We start from the raw sequence: 22,479 nt of genomic DNA, 5'->3' as shown, positions 1-22,479 counted from the left end.
GAAGGACGCAATTAAATTTGGAGTTAACTACGAGAAGCAGCGAAGTTAGAACAGGTCAATCTTCCGTATCCAATCCCTCCAAGTTACATTTGATTGGTATCTCATGACTGCTCTGTGATGCCATATCTTCTATCTCAAACTGGAGCTGGCACTTGGTTTGTTTGCCCTCTTGCTCCTTGCTTACAAGTGAAGTCGTATAAAAAGTGTATGGTTCTCCTTCATGTGTGAAGTGTGCTGTTGCTATACATGATGCTGCCCAAAGGGCTGAATCATAGCGGAGGATCAGCCTTGCTCTGCTGCCGTTCCATATCACCGTACCTCGCTCAAAAATAGGTTCGATTCGGCTAATCAGCCTCTCTTCTATAGACTCTGCTCTCCCCCTCCACTCGAACACATCTTCCAGTTGTAATAAGGTTCTCTTTCCATCTTCGAGACATTGGAAGAGAACAGAGCGGGTAAAGCAGTGAATTGGAGCTTCACCATAAGCTTTCGTTAGATCAAGCACTACCTGAATTTCCTTCTCCCTGCTCTTTGTCTTAAGAACCTTTGCCGAATACGAAGGACCTGACTTCTGCATATGCCCACCGATCACTGGGACACTATGACCTCCCGAAGAGATATTAATAATCGACTCTCTGCCTTCTTGAAAATAAGCTTTGGAATACATCCCTGCACCTAAGTCGCAGAGAAGATTTTCCCCGCCGCCATGAATAATAAACTGTCCAAGATCATTGTGGTTATGTGGTTCTCCGTTATGTCCGCCTTTTAGTGCGAAACCGCTGGACTGCCCTCTACTCACCCACCAACTGAGATCTGGGAGTATAGCTGTTCGAAGACCCCCTTGCTCAGAAATGTCGGATATAGCTGCAATTTGATTCTCAATCTGCTTCTCACCCTTATTCTGATCCGTATCACTCCATAGGAAATTACGAATCAGATGCGCCCATCTCCGCACAGGATCATCCAGCATACCAGGAATAATAAAAGGAATATCATGAATGCATCCCGTTCGTTCTGCGATTCGGTTCAGAAGTCCTGACGGAAGCACCTCCCGCTCACTGCTATCCGAAAAGTTAACATACACTCCATCCGAAAGATGGATCGATGAGGGAAAGCGAGCGAGCGACCGCACATGCTCGGATGCAAGCAGATCTATTTTTCCATGCGAATATTCCCTCAACATCTCAGCAAAATAGGTATAATAACCAAATCCGTATACCCAATAACCCAGCCCTTCTGCACACCCTCCATCCGCTCCATAGCCGCTCAGAAAAGAGTTCATAGATTCCAGCGTCTGCATCATCGCATCTGTCTTCTCTTCCGAATCATTCATCAGAATAAGCGCAGCCATCCCGCTCCCGCCAGCACATACTGCCGACCAGTTATGATCTGCATATCGCCAAGAGAAGGGTCTTTTTTCAGTAAAAACCGGGGTAAGCACCCGTCTTCTCACCTCAGTTCGTATGCGCTCAGCAACCCTTGTATCTAGTACGTCTTGGTGCATCGCATAGATTTCGGCAAGCATCTGTGCTGTCTCGGCCGCAAACAAATCCACCTCTTGAGAAGGGTCTCCTTGCCTTGGAAGATGTGCGGTTAAGCACCACGTATACTCACCGCATATATCCCAGATCACATCTTCTAATGAAGCTAGATACCGTTGGTGCTCTTGCTTATCTGTAATAACGGCAGTTACCACTGCAAGTGCGTTCAACCTCGCTCTCCGTTCAAAATAAACATCCTCGTACGCTTTACGCTCTCCTGTCTCGGCAAATTGCCTGAAGATCTCAAAGGAAAGTTCAGGAAGTGTTTCATTTATAGCCTGAGAAGCTTTCCATCTAATCTGCTCCCAGCTCTTAGTGAAATGAGGATCTTCTTGAGTGCTGCATAACCTTTGTCTCCAATTTGTGATCCCAAAAGCAAAAGCGGCTGAATCTGTCTCAGATTCTTCAACCTTTGCTGACAAAGCCCATTTTACATATTGCCGATCCATATACGGGCTACTTCCTTTATCCTTGTCCGTTCTACTTATTTCCATGGGGGACTCAAACCACCTTCAAGAAATTTTATGTGCGCTTTCATTGTACCCTAAGTGTGGAATTTGTTGAGGTGTTTATTATCTTTTTTGAATAATAGGGAACAGAATCCATCTTAAATGCGTCAAAAGATTTATAGAGGTATATGAGAAGGAGCCATTGTCATGATGAAATCAAAGGTTATTATACTTGTATTTCTGGTACTTGCCATGATTACCGGATGTATATCAAATGAATCGACGACAAAAGTAGAAACTGACTCGGCACGAGATGTTCATGAATCCATATCTAAGTCCATTCATGCCCCCGTATACGATAACCTTTTCCATTTGCGATTTGAATTTGGTGTGGATAATGACACTCTATTAGATACCAAAGAAATGACGCTTCGCGTAAAAATGAGCAGTGATATTGCTACCCAAGTCAGTGATTTTCAGCTAAATGAAAAAGACATGTCTCTCATTTATGAAGAGGCTATCAATCAAGGCTTGCTGCGAGATCAAGACAAGATCGAGGAGTCCGTAACATGTAATAAAAAACCGCATGAGAATTATAAACTTTCACTTTACCATGAGGGCAGTACGTACCACTATGAATGGAATGAATGCGATAAAGACAAGCAGAACCTTACAATCTTGAAGGACGTTATCATGAATACTTTGCAGAAAAATGAGACTTACGTACAGCTTAAGGAGGATTTGCCCTATGCCGAATAACAATAGAGTCTTAAAACATAGAAAACAGCTGCTTTATTGGCTGCTTGTCACCGGGATCATGCTCCTGCTAGTCTCCTGTCAAAAGGACGTATCTACAACGGGTTCCGATATCAACTCTAGTGAATTCCAGCAAGGAAAAGAGTCTACCAACCCATCCTTCAAAGATCGAATCGAAGAAGCAGAAGGAGTCAGTCTTGGTGAGCCATCTACACTTACTCGTTCAGAACGAGAGGAACTTAAACTTAATCTCATAGGTTCAGAAATCGTGAAGTGCGGGTTGTCGGAAAAAGAGTATCTCGAGGGCAATGTGGTTTCATTCCATCTAAAAAATAATACAGACATGGAACTCTATTATGGTGCCCCTACAGGAGTTGAGGCCGACATCAATGGGGTGTGGACGAAAGTGTATGCTGACCTTAGCTACAATGACATGGCATATCTACTAGAACCGAATAAAAAAGTGGAACTTGATGCTTATATCATGGAGAAACTGCCGACCGGTAGATATCGTTTGACAAAGGAAATATCACTTGTTAACTCAACAGACAGTAATAATCAGGAGGAAGTTGTACTTATCAGCGATCCATTTATCATCAGGTAAAACAACCTTTATAGAAGATAACCCGCTCCCTATACATTAGACGTAAACTGTTCTTAGCGGTTAGAAGATGTTTGCTTAATTCATCTCATATGTACAGCAATCAAAAAAGAGCCTTTCTCTTATCCTGAGAAAGGCTCTATTTGCTTATACTAAAACACCGTTACTTATAAAATTAACCCTGATTTCGAATTGTGAATTGGAAAGACAATTCACCTGATGGATCAATTGTAAATTCGTCTAGCACAGGCGCTCCCCAGCTGTCATCTCCGCCTACACCCATTTGGCAGCCCGCAATCGTAACTACGGTATGATGCACATTTGGCAGTTCATAATGATGGGTTGCTTGTTCCAGTTCAAACGCCGTGTACGGCGATATTACTGCTTCGACTGGCTGAGTTGCCGGAGCCGTAATCAGAATTCCTTTTCCAGTATCATTCGTAATCGCAACCTGACGTACTCCCATACGATTACCTGATTCTTGCGGAACGAGATAAGCAGAGACATTGTCTTCGGCACGGTTTTTGAAACGTGTGAGTCTCGCTCCCTCCGCACGGTCTGCATAGTTCTCTTCTGGTCCTTTTGCATACCAATCCAGATTCGCATAATCTGCTGGCACTTTAAAGGACAATGCGAAGATTGGGAATTTCGGTAATCCAGACACCCCTTTATACGAGGAATCCACCTGAATACTTCCGTCTGTAAATACGGTATAGGCTACCTTCACCCTTACATCTTCATGAACACTCAGCTTATAGGTATACGTGATCGTTGCTTGTCCTTCTGATTCTGCTAATTCAAAGCTTAGTGTCCGGCGAGTAAGACTTGCTGCATACCAAGCAGAAGAATCAAAGTGGAACCCTGCTCCTTTATCGTTATCCGTCATCGCTCTCCAGAAGAGCGGAGCCGGCGGTGCCGAGATCATCTCACGACCTCCGTAGTTCACCGAGATGAGCGTTCCGGCCTGTTTAGAGAACATGATCGAGAAGTCACGGCCGTGTACGCCGATATTGACATCTCCTTCTACCACGCGGAAATCATTGGATAGCGCAGAGCCTTTTGCAGAAGAATTTCCTTTAGCTTCTTCCACAAGGAACACATGCTGTCCAAAGCACACTTCATACCCTGCTTCAGCCCATAGCGTTTCTTCCTTGAGCACGAGGGAGCAATCTACGCTATACTCGCCAGGCTGACCACTCACTTCCGGCAAAGTATACGCAATCTCTTTCTCTTCTCCCGCAGCCACATGAACGTCCATTCTTCCTGTGAACAACTGCTTTCCTTCTTTGTTCAGCGTGTATACGAGTTCATAAGCATCCGTGCTGACAAATAGATTCTCATTTCGAATCGTTACTCCTGTAAGGCTTGGTGTAAGCTTCACATTCTGATACACGAATTTCACTTCCTGCATCTTTGGAGACCAGCGGCGGTCTGCATATACAATCCCATTACCGGAGAAGTTGTAATCCGTAGAACGATCGTCAAAGTCACCGCCGTAGGCCATAAATTCCTTGCCATAACGATCTTTTTTAATCAGAACCTGATCCATGTAATCCCAGATAAAACCACCTTGATACATTGGATACTTCTGTTCAAGTTCCGTGTATTTATGGATACCGCCTAAAGAGTTCCCCATCGCGTGCATATATTCACAGCTGATATACGGTTTACCTGGATTGTCATTTAGATACTCTTCAATATCTGCTACCTTCGCATACATCCGGCTCTCCATGTCACTCGTTCTGTCATAATTCCGGTCGTAGAATACTCCTTCATAGTGTACGAGACGAGTGTTGTCTTTCTCCCGGAAATAATCCGATACATTCAGAATGACGTCCCCAGCGTAGGATTCGTTACCACATGACCATATGAGGATGGAAGGATGGTTTTTATCCCGTTCTACCATCGAAATCGCACGATCCATGACGATATCTTCCCATTCCATATTGTTTCCTGGTATGTTCCAAGATGGCTCAACTTCCCCCATCTTCTGCCATGATCCGTGGGTTTCCAGATTCATTTCATCAATGACGTATATCCCATACTCATCACATAGTTCATACCAGAGCGTCTGGTTCGGATAGTGGGAGGTACGAACCGCGTTCATATTCCCTTGCTTAATTGCTTTGATATCCCATAGCATATCTTCTTTCGTAATATTCCGTCCTTGACGGACATTGAATTCATGTCTATTTACCCCTTTGAAAATAATACGCTTTCCGTTTAGATGCATTACTTTGTCTATCATCTCAAATTTACGGAAGCCTACTTTTTGAGGTACCACTTCGACAAGTTCTCCTGCCTCATTATATAAAGAGATATAAAGAGTATATAAGTACGGCGCTTCTGCACTCCATAGATTTACATTTCCGGCTGCCAGACGAACCGAGGGATTGTCTTCGGGAGATACTACCGTCTGCTCTGCAATCACTTTATTTTCCGCATCTTTTAGTACAAGTACCATTTTTGAAGCTGACTTGCCTGTTAGCTGCAGATCGGCAAGAAGTGTACCCGCTTCATACTTTTCATCCAGATCTGTCTTTACAAATAGATCTTGAACATGTATTTCTGGAGTGGTGTACAGATATACTTCCCGGAAGATCCCTGAGAAACGCCAGAAATCTTGGTCCTCCAGCCAGCTGCCTGTGCTGCGTTGATACACCTCAACAGCCAGCTTGTTCTCTCCATCCGTTACATAGGGTGTAAGATCAAACTCACTTGGCGTAAAGCTGTCTTCACTGTAACCGACAAACTCCCCATTCAGCCATACATAGAAAGCCGTTTCAACCCCTTGAAAAGAAACATAGAGCGGACGGCCTTCCCATCCTTCCGGTACATTAAAATATTTTACATAGCTGCCAACTGGATTATGGTCTTCTGAAATCATAGGCGGTCTAAGATTCTCGTGTCCATCCCATGGATACATCGTATTTACATACTGCGGGTTTCCGTACCCTTGCAGCTGAATATGTCCAGGAACTTCAATCTGAGCCCAGCCTCGGCAAGAGACTTCTTTCTTATAAAAGCCTGCTTGGCGTGCTGCCGGCGAAGCAGCATAACTAAATTTCCAGCTTCCGTTCAGGCTGTGTCGAAGTGACATCTCTCCGCGCTGCTGTGCCTCTTCGGCTGTAGCATAATACTTATGATCGGAATGCGCAGGCACTCTGCCTACAGCGAATACGCTTACATCGGACAACCATGCTGTGCTCGGATTTGCTTTTTGCTCCATTACTTGTTTCATCATTCATCCTCCATTTCTATATGGGAAAGGACTGCCTGACATCAGTCTCTACTTGCTCTCAACTGATGCCAAGACAGCCTTTCCTGCCAAGCTTGAATCCATTTCATAATGCATGCAACAGATTCGATTACTATTTAAATTACTTAACGGACCCTGTCATTCCTGCTACAAAGTGTTTTTGCATTACAAAGAATACAAGTGCAGTTGGCAGCGTAGTGATGACAATCGCGGACATAATCATTCCATAATCCGGTGCATATCCTGATCCAAGGTTAGAAATCAAGAGTGGTACTGTCATATTCTCAGGCGACTGCAAGACGATGAGCGGCCACAGATAGTTATTCCAGCTGCTAAGGAATGTAATGATGGCAGCTGCTGCATATGTTGATTTCATTGTCGGCATGTAAATCTTAAAGAAGAGTCCAATTTCAGTCAGTCCATCCATACGCCCTGCTTCCAGTAAGTCTCTAGGAAACATCTTGGAACTTTGACGGAAGAAAAAGATCAAGAATGCCGTAGTGAATGTTGGTAAAATAACAGCCGATGCGGTATCGATACCGAGAAACGGAATCACACTTGATACCTTTGCGAACATTTGGTACAGCGGCACCATAATTGCTGCAAAAGGAATCATCATGGATGCGAGCAAAATGTTGAACACAATATCTTTGGCACGGCTGCGATAAATCTCGAATCCGTAACCTGCTGCGGATGCAACGAGTAAAGAAAGAATCGTTGTTACAATAGATATTTTGGCTGAGTTCCAAAGTGCCTGCCACATATCTACACTATTAAATAGGTTCCTTACATTATCGATCAGATGTGCTCCCGGAAGAAGTCTACCCTTCGTAACCTCTACTGACAAATTCGTCGAACTTGTGATCATCCACAAGAATGGAAAGATCGAAATTAGGGTAGCAAGGATAAGAAATGCATACGTAAAAAATTTCTTCGGTTTACTCATTTTTTATCGCCCCCAATTTTGTTCTGAATGAGTGTCAGTATGATGACCATAATCACGATCGAGTAAGAAACAGTTGCTGCATATCCAAAGTCTGGTGTGTACTCAAATGATAAGTTATAAATATACTGTGAAATCGACATGGTTGAGTTACCTGGTCCGCCTTTCGTAATGTTCACAACTTCATCAAATAACTGCAGGGTACCAATCGTCGATGTAATCGTCGTAAATAAGATCATCGGTTTTAGAAGAGGAATCGTAATTTTAAAGAATTGAGTAAAAGCATTTGCCCCGTCAATTCGAGCTGCTTCATATACTGATTTGTCGATATTTTGCAAAGAAGAAAGATAGAAAATCATGTTATAGCCTGTAAAACGCCAAGTAATCGCAATGATAATCGTAACTTTTGCCCAGAAAGGATCAGAAATCCATTGGATTGGATCAGATATAAGATGGAAATTCATGAGCATCTTGTTAACAATGCCATCTCCGCCAAACATGTATTTAAATACAACGGAGTATGCTACAAGTGACGTAACGGTAGGTAAGAAAATTGCAGTTCTAAAGAACCCTTTAAATTTCAAGTTATCATCATTAAGTAGAACGGCAATAAAGATCGCCAGGACCAGCATGACAGGAACTTGTACGATGAGATAAATAAATGTGTTTTTTACTGCGGTAATAAAGTTACTGTCCTGGAACAGACGAAGATAGTTATCGAATCCTACAAAATCAAGATTCATCCCCCGGCCTGATTTAAAGGAAAGAATCAGTGCCTGAACCATTGGATAAAAATAGAACAAACTGATTGCAAGAACCGGTACGAGAATAAATAACCAGCCTGTTATATTGATACGTCTCTGACTGCCCATGCCCTTAGGACTTCCGGTACTCGCCGCGCTCTTCGCAGTTTTCACACCACTCCACACCCTTCTCTACTGTTTTCTAAAGTATGTTTTTTTGTTTCTCTCTCTTTTTCTTCTTAAAAAGGACCCTTGCCCTTTTCCTCCATCCATAGAGTTTTCTCTAAAGGAGAAGCAGAAGGAACAAGGGCCCCTATTCATTCATGAATTAACGAATTTGAGTGTCTGCTTGAGATTGCGCATCCGTAAGTACAGAATCAATATCTTTACCGCCTAGATAGCTTTGCATGGCAACAACCAAGATATCCTCGACTGCGTACGTATTTAGACCATAATTCACGTTAGGAATTTGTTCTGTCCAAGCAGCAAAGTCAGATACCACTTTTTGCCCTTGGAAATACTCATCTTCTGCTTTATAAGCTTCACCCTCGGAAGCTGGTTTGAACGTACCGATTACTCCTACTTCTTTATTCAAAGTTTGGTACAGATCTACATCGCTACCGAAAGTTGCAGCCAAGAATTCTGCTGCAGCTTCTTTACCGTCTACATCTAGAACATACCAAGAGCTGCCGCCAAGGTTAGATGCGTTCACAGAACCTTCTACACCTGCCAATTTCGGAGTTGGTGCTACTGCCCATTTTCCGGACTGAGAAGCTTCCGCCTTGATCGATGGTGTTATCCAGTTACCCGTTGGATTACTTGCTACTTCTCCGCTGTTAAGTGCACCAACCATTTGACTCCAGTCAGAAACGACTTTAACAATACCAGAGTCCATCATCTTCTTATAGGTTTCAAAAGCAGCTTTCATTGCTGGGTTATTTGCAATGTTTGGCGTTTCACCATCTTCGGTGGTATACCAAGAACCCGCAGATTGAACCATCAGACGAGTGATCCCGAGGTCATTCGGATCTTGTGTCAGCATAGCTTTACCTGTTTTTTCTTTTACTTCTTTACCGATTTCAATATATTTGTCCCAATCAATATCTTGCAGGTCGTCAAGCGTATATCCTGCTTCCTCCAAGTAATCGGTTCTTACATACAATCCAGTAGCGCCAGAATCAAAAGGAACTCCATACTGTTTGCCATCTACGCTGGTAGGTCCCACTTTATAATCTGCAAAATTCGCTACATCAATGACATCAGTCATTTCAAAGAAAGAATCCGGATAGGACTGCAGGAAGCTTTGTGCCCGGTAATCCTCAATCAGTACGATGTTCGGAAGACCTTTCGTAGACCCAGAGTTAAGACCTGTGTTCAGTTTCTGTACAACATCCGCTTGTGCGTTCTCTACAACGTTAATCTTAAGATCAGGATTCGTCTTTGCATAAGCTTCTTTCGCTTTGTTCATCGCTGCAATGTTAAACGCCGGATCCCATGCCCAGACTGTAATCTCTTTTGTGTCGCTACTTGATCCTTCACTAGATTCCCCACTTGACCCCGTAGAACAAGCAGATAGGACAAGCGCACTAGCTAACAATACGGAAAGTACTTTTGGTAATTTGTTTCTCAATGAAATAACCCCCTCAAGGCTGAATAAAAAATAGATTTAAAAATAAATAAGATGGAAGCGTTTACTTTCTATGCTTCCATCTTATCACCCATGTATGCGGTTTCTTTAGGACTATATTTGTTAGCTTTGGTGCTTTTCTTAGTTCCATTGCTCAATTCACTGCTCTACACATGTACTATTTTTAGATTTTGGCTTTTTATTTAGATTAATTCCATATTTTTCAAACCATTTTAAGTCTTACTCTCCACTGTTTGTCTACTTTTCTCGTCTTCATCCTCCTGTTTTAAAAGAGGTATGGTAATCTTAATGCGAGTCCCCTCACCGATGACGCTGCTAATATCAACTCCATAGCTGTCCCCATACATGAATCTGAGCCTATGGTCCACATTCTGTATCCCAATCCCAGAAAATAACTTTCGATTCCTCTTTGTCTTCGGTAATATTTTTGCATCCGTCGTTTCAGCTGAATCGATGTCCATTCCGTCTCCGTTGTCATTTACTTCACAGACCAAGTGATCATCCTGAACCGAAATCATAATCAGAATTGTTCCCTCTTCTTTATGGTTGAACGCATGAAAAAAAGCATTTTCAATAAACGGCTGCAAAATAAGTTTAGGAATTTGGTAGTCCATACTCTCTGGTTCTATGAAATAATTGACTCGAATTCGATCACCATATCTTACATGATTGATAAACACATAATTTTTTAGTGTATCCAGTTCTTGGCGGACCGTAACGGCACTCTGTACATTGCTGACGGTATTTTGCAGCAAGGTAATTAAGGCATTAATCGTATCAGCAGCCTTTTCTTTATTTCCTTGTTGTACAAGAAATTTAACAGAAGCCAACGTATTATATAGAAAATGCGGATTAATCTGCATTTCGAGCGCTGCAAGTTCGGCTTTCCGCTGCTCTTTCTGAGTCTCTACCAATCGATCTACATACACATTTAATTCGTCAAGTACATAGTTAAAAGCATTGCCCAGCTCCTCCACCTCATATCCGCTTTTGGATACATCAACACGCTGATTAAATCCACTCGTTGGAATCTGTGACATATGATAGACAAGCTCTCTCATGGACTTTGTCATTTTCCTAGTAATGAGATAAACAATAATTAGTGATAGTAAAACAATGGACATGATCATAAGTGTCATTGTTTTTACATTGACCATATTACCCATCGCTGTTTCTCGGTCTAAGAGGTTCACCAGATAAAAATCAAATTCCGGTAAATACTCTGTTAATACCGTAATCTCGCTTCCCTCAAAAGAAAGGCTTTTACTGCCGAGTTCACTCTTTTCTTGCGTACCTACAGCATGCAACAGAGAAGGAACCTGCTGCCCGATCAACTCACTTCGATTACTGGAGATAATTTGTCCCTGTGAACTCATCAGCAGCACATCGTTGCCTTCACTTGTGAAATTCTCATAAAAAGACTGGAAATCCTGATTACGAAACGTGATATACAGTGTTCCATAAATTTTCCCAGTATACTGTTCATATAAAGCTTTAGAGGCAACGAGCACAGGTTTTTGTTCTGTACCTCCCTGATCTCGATCATAATAAAGCTGATACAGAATCTCTCGCGGATTCGCTTTTGTTCGTTTTGTTATCTCATGATTGTTTAATTCATCTACCGTAACCGTCCAATACCAAGGATCTGTCGTATAACTTCGCCCGTTGGCTCCAACAAGTGTTACACCTACATCATAAGCACTTAGGTTCGATATTATCGTCTTAATCCGCTGTGTCATCGCATAGGTTTGCATGGATAAAGATACGGAGTCTGTCTCACTGCTCGACAGATATTTACGGACACCACTGCTTTGAGCAACTAAGGTAGCACTCGTTGCAACCGCATTATTGTATGCTTCAAGATCGGATTTAACCTGTCCTAGTAACTTCTCATTCGTAATACTGAAGGTCTTAAGAAATAAATTCTCAGACATGCGAATGGTAATCGCAACAGATAACAACGAGACCGTAATTATACTGATTAAGGTGACTAAAAACAGCTTTACAAACAAACTTTTCTTGTTCAAATTTGCAAGCTCTCCCCTCATCATATGTTTTGGTTCTCCTGCACCTGTTCTTTACGATACTGACTTGGTGATACCCCGGTCATCTTCTTAAAAACTTTTGTAAAATAACTCTGATCAGAATAACCTACGCGGTCACTAATTTCAGAGATTGACTCTTCTGTTGCTACCAGCATTTCTTTTGCTTTCTCAACTCGCACCTTGTTTACATATTCACTGAAACCTTCATTATTGTTAGCAGAGAAATAACTGGATAGATAAGATGCGTTAAAATGAAATTTCTTTGCCACTTCCGTTAGGGTAATCGGCTCCGCATAATGCTCCTGTATATAGTTTAGCAGACGATAAAAGCTCGGATTCGTTGAAGTGTCCGTCTCTCTCGTAATGCTTTCCGCTTCTTGAATAAAATTCTCAATAAACTGGATTGCATCGCGAGCGTACACAGCCTGATCAATTTGTCTGAAATAATCATATTTTTTCTTTTCAAGTGGCTCGGTTTCAAATTTCAGTTTACTTAGTGTGTTTGTAACATTAAAAATAAAATTGCCAAGCAGAGATTTAAATTCAAATACATCCGTCTCATAATCTAATGATTTCTCATGTATATGTTCGAGGAAAGATGAAAAAGACTTTTGGAATTGTTTACGTTTTAATCCTTCAATCAGCTCTGCCATATCTATCTCTGGCGCCCTAGCAGGTAAAGCAGGTAAATGGTCTGCTTCAAGAACGGGATACGTCGGTAAATAAAATGAGTAACGTTTCAATCTCTCATATTGTTTAGTGTAGACGTTGCCCAATTGGCAGAAATCTTCAAATCGATCACTAATAATAAAATGCAGGCTTTCTATTTGCTCATGCTGCTGAGGAATACGGGAAAGATTCTGTATCAGCTGCTCTATACGATCAGTCCAGGGATCACTCGCATTGAGTAAATAGAGCAGCGTGCCTGGAACGGATTCTAGCTTCATGTACTCTGTTTGCTCTGATTCTGATCGTAAATCATGAAGATACTGATTCACAATTTTTTCGATCTGTCTCTTCTCTAATTTATCTTTTACGGGATTCAGATTTACACCCAGTAGAAGAAACTCTGGATAAGGGAACCGGCGGCAGATGATTTCCGTTGTGATCTCTGCCTCATAACCGGAGAGCATCTTATCGATTGCTTGCACGATCTGTGTCTCTTCCGATCGTTCTTCTTTTACCGGTGCCCCCAGTCCTTCTATTTTAGCTGCTGTTTTATGTAAAATAGAGAGCAAATATTCCGCCTCAAGTTTAGGTTTTAAAATATAGTCAGCTACTCCGTTCTGAAACGTAGAACGTACATAATCGAATTCGCTAAAGCTGCTCAGCACGATAACCTCGATAGCAGGATAGCGCTCTTTTACCAACCTTACGAGCTTCTCGCCATCCATAATAGGCATCACGATATCTGTAATCACAATGTGAGGTTGTAACTCTTCTACCAATTCTAGCGCTTCCAAACCATTCGAAGCTTCCCCAACAATAGAATAGCCAGCTTGTTCCCAGTCCAGAAGATGTTTGATCCCCTGTCTAACCAGCATCTCGTCATCGACGATTAGAACCTTGCATAATGATCTCATCCCTTGACCCCCCTGAACTCCGATTCTCTTTTTTCTTTTACTATACACTTTCGTTGATAATTAATAAATGCGTTTTATATTTACCATATTTAACCAATTTAAATCCATAAAATGAATAAAAAAGACGAAATCAGCGTACTTGCTGTTTCGTCTTCTTTTTTCTGGGACGCCGGATGCCCTTTTATATATTGCCGCCTTGATACTCTGTCTCATCTTGCCTCACCTGTTCTCCCTGGCGCTCGAACTGTTCCATGAGGTCTGCTGCATCATCCTGAGGTTCATATCCGATCAGCTGTTTAAGGTAACGAATATCATAGTAGTTATCTGTGTTGGCAGAAGTGCCATATAGACTTAAAAATTTATGTATCTCTGGTGCTTCTATGCATTTATCTGCAAGCTGTACTAAATCTCGCTCTGAGATCCATATATGCGCTGCACGCTCGGAATGCGGTTTGTTATCACCTGGGAAATTACCAATTCGGATATTAATAGAAGAAATTCCGTGTTTGTCCGAATACAGTCTGCCAAGAAGTTCGATATAACACTTGCTCAGTCCATAAAAACTATCTGGACGATAGGGGTCATTCCCGTCGACTTCTTCCCCTACTTTATAAAATCCCGTGGCGTGGTTTGAACTCGAAAAAATAACTCGCTTTACCCCATTACATCTTGCTGCTTCATATAAGTAATACGCTCCCGTTACATTCAACGGCAGTACTTTACCAAGGAAGTCTTCCTCATCTTTAGCCCATCCAATATGGAGGATTGTGTCCACTCCCTTGGTAAGTTCCAGTAACTGATCTGAATTTGTAACATCGAGTGGCAGTATCTTCTTCGTTTCGTCCCCCATTAGATCTGTTGCAATTACTTCGTATTTGCTCGTCTCTCGTAAACCTGCAGCAAGGCAGCTTCCAATTTTTCCGGCAGCACCCGTAATCAGTATTCTTTTACGTTCTGCGTCACGTCCCATGCCAATACCCCCTGTATTATGTCATCACAGAAAGTATTAACCAAAAACCGATAGACATATCACACGGTCAGGCTTCGACTTGCATCATTTTTTGTCTGTATTGGCCAGGCGTTATTCCTTCCTGTTTACGGAACGAACGAATAAAATTCTGCGAATTGTTGTAACGAAGCTTTGCTGCAATGTCTTTTACGGGAATATCCGTTTCGGCCAGCCACTTCTTCGCAATTTGAAATCGGTAAGCAGATAAATATTCACTGAAAAAGTAATTTGTTTCTTTTCGAAACACACTGCTTAAGTAATTAGCATTGTAGTGAAGCCTTGAGGCACATTCTTCCAGTGTCAGATCGGTATCATAATACCGATGAATAAGCTCAATTATTTTCTCCGATATGTTGTGATACTGTGCATCCTGACGATCTCGGAACACTTTAATCATCGGATGGATCACAGCTGTCCAGAACCAATCTTCAATTTCAGCTACAATATGGCAATCCAGCAATTCCTCAAATAACGTTCCTGTTCCATAATAAATCTGCTTCAAGCTAATACCGGATTCTTGCATCGTAATCAGCAGGTTATTCAGCAGACGTGATAACGGAACCTGGTACTCCTGCGGTGACATCTCCGTGGCAAACACATGCCTAAGCAGCTGTTCGAGCAGATCCTTTGCTTTCTCAGCATTTGCGAGCTTAACCGCATCCAGCAGCTCGTTTTCTAGATGATTGGGATAATTGAGTTTTAAATAAGGTTTCCCCGAGTTAATATTTTCAAATTGAATGATAATGCCGTCCCCAAGAGTCATGCGATGCTTTAACGCCTCTAACCCTTCTTTATAAGCGATGGAAAGGGTGCGGATATCATGGAACGGAAGACTCATGCCAATGCTGACCTGCACGCCTAAGTAACTTGTAATCTCACTCATTAGCTGCTCTGTTGCGGTATAGATTTTAGCTTGAAAAGCCGTCTTTTCACTCTCCTCGCTGCCAATAAGGGTGACAACCGTATGGTCAATCATCACGGGAGCCAGCTGTTCTTCCTCCGGAATAAGCTCTTCCACCATATTCTGCACAGCAAATAATAAAAGCTCTAAATCTTGCTTCTCATATCTCGTCTGCTCAAGTGTCCCTATTTGTATAGTAAGCACTGACATTGTCTTCCACTCCTCAAGCTGCCGGCTGTAATCAAACTGCTCTAGCTTGTCATGCAGCTCTTTTGCCTTCACCTTGCCTTGGAAAGCACGAATTAAAAAAAAGGTACGCACTTGCTTAAGCTGCTTTCTTACTTCATCTTCTAATCTCGATTTTGATTGAAATAAAGCATGAACCTGCTCTCCGATCAGTTGAAATTCGTTGCTCGTCTTCTCATCTACACTCCGGTGGCCAAATTGTTTCAGTAGCAATTTAATGGGCGAATACATCCGTTTTGAACCCAGCCAGGCAATCGTGACGCAAATAAGCAGAATGAGTAAACAGGCATAAAGCGTGTACGCTCCAATTTTTTTGGATTCACTGGTCATACTTTGAATAGAATCATAGCTGACATAAGTCCAGTCATTAAAATCAGAACGATAATAGGTTATGGAAAAAGGTTCATCCCCAATATGGGACTTATATTGCCCTGAAGCACCGTTCAATTGCGTGAGACTTTGAATGCCTGTTTTCTCCGCAGGCTGGCCGATTAATGATTCATCCGAGTGCAAAATAATCTTGCCCTGCTCATTCACAATCATCAGTCCGCTTAGATCGGAATGATTCGTACCCAGCAAGGACTGCACATCACAGGCAGGAATGCTCGCGATTGCCAGCCCATGCGGATCAAGTCCTCTTGAAGGGAGTTGTTTCACAAGACCTATGCTGTAGGAGCAAGCTGAATTATTGGCATTTTCTTCGCTGTAGAACCATGTAGATGGATTCAAAGACCAAGAGGTTGAGTCAGGAAGCTCCATCAGGCTCGCCAGCTGATCATGATAAGGGTACTCATCAAACTTATATAGACCGGAATTTTTAATCATCCAGTTATAACGCTCATTAATGAGAATGACATCTTCGAGCTTGGTATCGAATGATTGCATATAACGGATTTCAGTACGCAAGTCGTTATACATTATGAAATCGCTTTCAGTTATATTTAAATTAAGAGCTTTCTTCATGAAAGACGAATTAATTACCTGATTAAGTGTTTGGTTGACAGTCGTTAACTTTTGCTCTACATTGGATTTAATTTGCATGATTAACATTAACTTACTTTCATTTACGTTTTTCTGTATTTCATTGTAAGATGTTAAATAAGAAAATGTACCGATAAAAATAACCGGAAGCGTGCTTAATAAGAACCCGAATATCGTCATTTTTGATAGAAAACTTAAAGAACGCACTTAAGGATCACCTACACTTCAATTGTCATATTTATCGTACTGTTATTGTAGTGGAACAGCCCTTTTTCGAGCAATAATCATCTATCTGTCAGATAATCATGATCTTAGATTCAAGAGCAAGAATTGGGGGAACGAGCGATTCTCTCATTCTAAATAAGAAGGAGGCAGAATGCTGATGAAAGGGTTCCAATCAGGTAATCAATTATTTGTAAGCTCTTCCATTATTTTCATTATACTTCTATTTGTAAGCGCATGCAGTAATAATTCTTCAGAACAATCAAATGCTGCCTCGATCGAGGATTCACCCATCTCCATTATGCTCCCCCTTCACTTCCCTACACCCCCAAGTAATGAAATGCAGTCCATGCTGGAAGAATGGAGCGGCTTTAGCCTAGATATTAACTGGATTCCTGATGGAATCTATAGCGATAAGATGAATACTGCCTTAACAACGAATTCCTTAAAGAAAGTGACTTTTGTTAGAAATGTGGACTATCTTCTCCTGAAAAATACAATAAGATCCGGTGCATTCTGGGAGATCGGACCTTACTTAGAGGATTATCCTAACCTTAAATACTTAAATAAAGATATTCTGAAGCAAACATCTGTTGATAATCGCATTTATGGTTTATATACAGAGCGTCCATCGTCACGACAAGGCGTGATCATTCGGCAGGATTGGCTCGATCATCTAGAGCTTACCGTGCCGCGAACTCTTGAAGAATTGTATGAGGTTCTTCACGCTTTTACATATAATGACCCTGATGGAAACGGAAAGGCAGATACGATTGGCCTTGCGGACCGTAACGATCTAATCTATGGAGCGTTCAAGACCGTCAGCTCGTATTTCGGGACACCTAATAACTGGAGTATGGAGGAAGGCACATTTATACCAGAGTTTGAGACACAAGCTTATATGGAGACAATGAACTTTTTTAAAAAACTATATAATGAGCAGCTCATTAACCGTGATTTTGCTGTGACAAGCAAAGACGTGCAGCGAAATATGATCATAAGCGGCAAAGCCGGGGTCTATATTGGAAGCATGACCGATATTCAGCGCTTATATGAGGAAGCTAAAATAATAAATCCAGATGCTACATTTACTTTATCCAACCGGATTAAAGGCCCTGACGGATACCGGGTATGGTCCATACCGAATTTTAACGGATTATATTTATTTTCTAAAAAGGCAATCAAGACAGAAGAAGAACTAAAGCACATTTTAGCTTTCTTTGACCGCACAATGAATAAGGACATTGCAAATTTATTGAAATACGGCATAGAAGGTAAGCATTATACGCTAGAGAACGGTCAAGTTCGCCTGCCAGAGGAAACAACTCAGCTGCGCATTCAAGAAGTAAATGCCTTTTATATGTTGATGATTGCGGACATGAATAACCCAAGTGTTATGGAGGTGGCGGAGAAGGAGACCTTAACAGCTTTAGCAGACCAGCTTAGCGAGGATAATGAAAACTTTCTCGTTGCAGACCCGGCGGCTCATTTGGAATCAAAGACGTATGATGAGCGGAACGCAGAACTCAGTAAAATTATCACGGACGCTACTTACAATTATATTCTTGGCATCTTAACAGAGCAGGAATTTCAGCAGGAAACAAAGCGCTGGCGTATAAATGGCGGCAATACAATTATTAAAGAGTTGTCTGAAGCTTTATAAAACTAACAATTGGATTCACCCCAAGTAGATTCTGCTTGGGGTTCTTAGCATATTTTACATCATGCAAGTAAACTGCGGTCCCTCTTTTCCTGCACTCAAGCAGCACTCTTAGCGCGATTCCCCCTCTTTTTCTCTCTCTATCTGTCATACAAAACTAGTGCATCATTTCCCACGCAATAATCATTTCATCAGACTCTTGCTGTTATGCCTGCATATGAGCAAATGATTGTATACGATACATACGCCATTCGGTAGTGTTTAGTGTGTAAGCCAAATCTCATCGTTAAATGGAGGTCACAAAGGAATGAAAAAGAAAAAGCCTTTATCCTTGGCTCTAAGTGCTGTCATGTCCCTAACACTGCTTCTTTCTGCCTGCTCCGGCGGAAACGGTTCAGGCACAACATCTAACGGATCCGGTGATACGGGTTCCAACGCAAACGGCAGTACACCGAAGGATGACAGCCCAGCACAAATTACTATCATGCTGCCGCTGAATACGGCGGAGACTCCTACCGACACCATTAAAAATGAACTAGAGAAGCTGACAAACACAAAACTTACGTATCAATTTTTCCCAGCAGATACATACGAGGAGAAGCTAAACACCGCATTTGCTACCGGCTCGCTGCCGCAAGCGACTTATTTAAAAAATGCTACAACCTTCTTGCTCATGCGTGAAGCAATTAAGGAAGGACAGTTCTGGGAGATTGGCCCTTATTTAAGCGAGTTCCCCAATCTCAGCAAATTGAAGCCAGAAGTACTTGATAATACAAAGGTCGAAGGTAAATTATATTCTTTATATCTCGGCCGCCCGCTTGCCCGTCAAGGAATTATCTATCGTAAAGACTGGGCAGATAAGCTGAATATTGCTCCTCCTGAAACAACAGAAGAGCTGTTCGCTATGGCTAAAGCATTTACTGAGCAGGACCCTGACGGTAATGGTCAAAATGATACAACAGGTATCGCAGATCGTAATGAGCTCGTTTTTGGTGCTTTTAAGACCGTATCCTCCTGGTTCGGTACACCGAACAACTGGGGCGAGAAAGACGGCAAGCTGCTGCCTGAATTTATGTTCCCTGAATATATCGATACCATGAACTTTTTTAAATCTCTTCGTGATAACGGTTACATGAACCAAGATTTTGCTGCAACAAGTAAAACAGATGCTGTTAATTTATTCACGAGTGGTAAAGCAGGAATTTATATCGGCGGATCTATGCCGGATATTACAACCCTTGATAAGGACTTGGTCAAAAACGTACCAACCGCTGTTCTTGATGCACACAGTATGGTGAAAAGCCCAGACGGCAACATTCATCAATGGATGATTGCAGGTTATAACAACCTGGTATTGTTCCCAAAAACAGCAGTCAAGGATGAGGCAGAACTCAAGAAAATCCTTGGTTTCTTCGACAAAATGATGACACCAGAAGTAGCTAACCTCATGTTCTGGGGCATCGAAGGCACGCACTATACCGTTGTAGATGGAAAGGCGAAGCCATCCGAAGATAAAGAACTGACAGAACGTGAAGTGAAAGGCTATAAGGACAGTGTCATCGGTGAAGCAGAAACCAATGGCATGTATGAGAGCTTAAATGAGCTGCCAGGACGTATTCATGCGGAAGAGCTTATTAAGGAGAATGAGAAGTACGGCGTGAAAGACCCTACTGCTGCACTGGATTCAGCTACGTACGCATTGAAAGGCGTAGAGCTGCAACAGACCATTACCGATGCTACGTACAAGTTTATCTATGGACAAATCGACCAAGCCGGCTTTGAAAAGGAAATTGAGAAATGGAAGAAGCAAGGCGGCGAGCAAATGATCGAGGAGTTTAATGCAAGTTACAAAAATTAAAAGCAGGAGGCCCGTATAAATCGGCCTCTCACTTAGGCAGAAGGCAGTGCATGCAGATCGTTTCCTAGAGCTTGTATTCAAGGAACAGCAACTATAGCTCAATTAAGGAACACTCTGCTCGCACTGCTTATTATGCCAGAGCAGCTTCTTAGCCCCTAGGGGAGTCAACTTTGGAAGGATGAGGACTTATGGAGGAGATCGTGACCAGCCGACAAGTTGCCAAAACATATCCCGCATGGCGCAAGCGTTTTTGGCGGAATAAATGGCTGTATCTCATGATTGTGCCCGGCATTATTTATTTTCTTATCTTTAAATATATCCCGATGTTTGGACTTGTCATTTCGTTCCAAGATTATAAACCGTTCAAAGGCATACTAGGGAGCGAATGGGTAGGATTTAAGCATTTTGAGCGGCTGTTTACTGAGCCAGATTTCTGGAACATTTTATCTAATACATTACTATTGTTCGGCATGAACCTCCTATTTTACTTTCCCATACCTATTATCTTGGCCTTAATGCTTAATGAGGTACGAATTACGTTTTTTAAAAGGTTCTTTCAAACCCTGGTTTATCTGCCCCATTTCATGTCATGGGTCATCATCGTATCCATCAGTTATGTCATGCTGACCATGGACGGCGGCATTGTCAATGAACTGCTTGTTCAACTTGGCTTTAGCAAAATTAATTTCCTGCTTAGTCCTGAGTGGTTCCGTCCGACCTATATTATTCAAGTGATCTGGCGTGAAGCGGGATGGGGAACCATTATATATCTGGCGGCAATTGCAGCAGTAGATCCTCAGCTGTATGAAGCAGCAAGGATGGACGGTGCAGGACGGCTTCGTCAAGTGTGGCATATTACGCTTCCTGCCATTCGCAGTGTAATTATCGTCCTATTAATATTGAAAATTGGCGATGTTCTGGAGCTTGGCTTTGAGCACGTATACCTGCTGCTCAATTCAATGAATCGGGATGTTGCTGAAATAATTGACACCTATGTGTATACCGCTGGACTGAGACAAATGCAATTCAGTTATAGTGCTGCAGTTGGCTTCTTCAAGTCACTTGTTGGTTTAGTACTCGTTATGCTGGCAAATCACTTATCCAAAAAAATGGGTGAAGAAGGCATCTATTAATGCCAAGGGAGGATTCATTATGGTAGAAGATCGTACGCTTAGCGGTCGACTGTTCGTTGCGGTTAACTATACGCTGCTGACGATTATCGCACTTGTTACCGTGCTCCCGTTCATCCACGTGGTAGCGGGCTCGTTTACGACGAACGCCGAGATTGCAGCCAAGAAATTTGTTCTTATTCCAACGGTTTGGAGTCTCGAGGCCTATAAGTTTATTTTTTCAACGGATACCATTTTCAGAGCACTGAGTGTATCGATTGGTGTTACGGTGATAGGCACACTAATCAGTATGTTCGTCACATCGCTAATGGCCTATGGATTGTCGCGTCGCGATCTAGACGGACGAAATATAATTATGTTCCTCGTTGTATTTACGATGCTGTTTAGCGGCGGGATGATCCCCACTTTTTTGGTGGTTAAGGAGCTTGGCCTGATTGACAGCTACGCAGCACTTATACTGCCATCAACGATTGGTGCATTTAACATGATTATACTCAAGAACTTCTTTCAGAACATACCGGAAGGACTTGAAGAATCAGCTAAAATTGATGGCTGTAATGACTTTGGAATCTTATTTCGCATTGTTCTGCCGCTCTCTATGCCGGCAATTGCAACCATTTCCCTTTTTTACGCCGTTACCTACTGGAATACGTATTTGAGCGCTATTCTGTATTTGAACGACAGCCAAATGTGGCCGATTCAAGTACTACTTCGTCAGATCGTTGTTCTTGCATCGGGGATGGATTACAGCTCAAACCTGGATTCTGCCGTTCCTCCGCCTGATCAATCAGTCAAGATGGCGGTAATCGTCGTAGCTACTCTGCCGATTTTACTAGTGTATCCATTCCTGCAAAAGCATTTTGCCAAAGGAGCTATGCTTGGTTCTATTAAAGGCTAAAGAGAT

General features: G+C 42.2%; 15 protein-coding genes. 6 read left to right on the top strand and 9 right to left on the bottom strand.

Going from position 1 to position 22,479, the window contains the following annotated elements; translation table 11 throughout:
• Positions 1 to 55: 55 nt before the first annotated feature.
• Complete coding sequence (locus GQY27_RS15225; protein WP_160035910.1) at positions 56 to 2,035, bottom strand: heparinase II/III family protein; 1,980 nt, start codon at positions 2,033 to 2,035, stop codon at positions 56 to 58.
• Between the two features lie 162 nt (positions 2,036 to 2,197).
• Between GQY27_RS15225 and GQY27_RS15220 the strand changes: the two genes are divergently transcribed.
• Both GQY27_RS15220 and GQY27_RS15215 read left to right on the top strand, forming a co-directional pair.
• Positions 2,198 to 2,749 carry a hypothetical protein gene (locus tag GQY27_RS15220; protein ID WP_160035908.1) on the top strand — a complete coding sequence of 184 codons (552 nt, stop codon included), beginning with the start codon at positions 2,198 to 2,200 and terminating at the stop codon, positions 2,747 to 2,749.
• Entirely contained in the window at positions 2,739 to 3,350 is a 612-nt protein-coding gene (locus GQY27_RS15215; protein ID WP_160035906.1) for an immunoglobulin-like domain-containing protein, read from the top strand. The genes GQY27_RS15220 and GQY27_RS15215 overlap by 11 nt, the downstream gene beginning before the upstream one ends.
• Before the next feature lie 172 nt (positions 3,351 to 3,522).
• On the opposite strand, the gene lacZ is transcribed toward GQY27_RS15215, so the two are convergent.
• The 8 genes from lacZ to GQY27_RS15175 all read right to left on the bottom strand — a co-directional run bounded on the left by lacZ (position 3,523) and on the right by GQY27_RS15175 (position 16,642).
• Positions 3,523 to 6,588, bottom strand: coding sequence for a beta-galactosidase, LacZ type (lacZ, locus tag GQY27_RS15210; protein WP_160036035.1), 3,066 nt, complete (start codon positions 6,586 to 6,588; stop codon positions 3,523 to 3,525).
• Between the two features lie 139 nt (positions 6,589 to 6,727).
• Positions 6,728 to 7,552, bottom strand: a complete 825-nt coding sequence (locus GQY27_RS15205; protein ID WP_160035904.1) for a carbohydrate ABC transporter permease — start codon at positions 7,550 to 7,552, stop codon at positions 6,728 to 6,730.
• Positions 7,549 to 8,421 (bottom strand): carbohydrate ABC transporter permease, encoded by an 873-nt coding sequence (locus GQY27_RS15200; protein ID WP_160036033.1) that lies wholly within the window; start codon positions 8,419 to 8,421, stop codon positions 7,549 to 7,551. The genes GQY27_RS15205 and GQY27_RS15200 overlap by 4 nt, the downstream gene beginning before the upstream one ends.
• A gap of 199 nt (positions 8,422 to 8,620) precedes the next feature.
• Positions 8,621 to 9,922, bottom strand: a complete 1,302-nt coding sequence (locus GQY27_RS15195) for an ABC transporter substrate-binding protein (RefSeq protein WP_160035902.1) — start codon at positions 9,920 to 9,922, stop codon at positions 8,621 to 8,623.
• A 230-nt stretch (positions 9,923 to 10,152) separates the two neighbouring features.
• Positions 10,153 to 11,991, bottom strand: coding sequence for a cache domain-containing sensor histidine kinase (locus GQY27_RS15190; RefSeq protein ID WP_328803007.1), 1,839 nt, complete (start codon positions 11,989 to 11,991; stop codon positions 10,153 to 10,155).
• Positions 11,988 to 13,568 (bottom strand): response regulator transcription factor, encoded by a 1,581-nt coding sequence (locus tag GQY27_RS15185; RefSeq protein ID WP_160035900.1) that lies wholly within the window; start codon positions 13,566 to 13,568, stop codon positions 11,988 to 11,990. The genes GQY27_RS15190 and GQY27_RS15185 overlap by 4 nt, the downstream gene beginning before the upstream one ends.
• 181 nt (positions 13,569 to 13,749) lie before the next feature.
• Positions 13,750 to 14,538: an NAD-dependent epimerase/dehydratase family protein gene (locus GQY27_RS15180; protein WP_160035898.1), complete on the bottom strand. Its 789-nt coding sequence runs from the start codon at positions 14,536 to 14,538 to the stop codon at positions 13,750 to 13,752.
• 67 nt (positions 14,539 to 14,605) lie between these two features.
• Positions 14,606 to 16,642, bottom strand: coding sequence for an AraC family transcriptional regulator (locus GQY27_RS15175; protein ID WP_236570615.1), 2,037 nt, complete (start codon positions 16,640 to 16,642; stop codon positions 14,606 to 14,608).
• A 445-nt stretch (positions 16,643 to 17,087) separates the two neighbouring features.
• Between GQY27_RS15175 and GQY27_RS15170 the strand changes: the two genes are divergently transcribed.
• The 4 genes from GQY27_RS15170 (at position 17,088) to GQY27_RS15155 (ending at position 22,473) form a co-directional block, all read left to right on the top strand.
• The gene (locus GQY27_RS15170) at positions 17,088 to 18,590 is read left to right on the top strand and encodes an extracellular solute-binding protein (protein WP_160035894.1); all 1,503 of its coding nucleotides are present in this window, start codon (positions 17,088 to 17,090) and stop codon (positions 18,588 to 18,590) included.
• A 304-nt stretch (positions 18,591 to 18,894) separates the two neighbouring features.
• The gene (locus GQY27_RS15165) at positions 18,895 to 20,445 is read left to right on the top strand and encodes an extracellular solute-binding protein (protein WP_160035892.1); all 1,551 of its coding nucleotides are present in this window, start codon (positions 18,895 to 18,897) and stop codon (positions 20,443 to 20,445) included.
• A 188-nt stretch (positions 20,446 to 20,633) separates the two neighbouring features.
• On the top strand, positions 20,634 to 21,578 hold the full coding sequence (locus tag GQY27_RS15160; protein ID WP_160035890.1) for an ABC transporter permease: 945 nt from the start codon (positions 20,634 to 20,636) through the stop codon (positions 21,576 to 21,578).
• A gap of 19 nt (positions 21,579 to 21,597) precedes the next feature.
• Positions 21,598 to 22,473, top strand: coding sequence for a carbohydrate ABC transporter permease (locus tag GQY27_RS15155; protein ID WP_160035888.1), 876 nt, complete (start codon positions 21,598 to 21,600; stop codon positions 22,471 to 22,473).
• The last annotated feature ends 6 nt before the right edge of the window (positions 22,474 to 22,479 follow it).

The organism is Paenibacillus sp. An7, from assembly GCF_009870785.1.
In the GTDB taxonomy this organism is placed as follows: Bacteria; Bacillota; Bacilli; order Paenibacillales; family Paenibacillaceae; genus Paenibacillus.
Note: the sequence above shows the minus strand (reverse complement) of the source record. Positions and strands in the feature narration are given on the sequence as shown.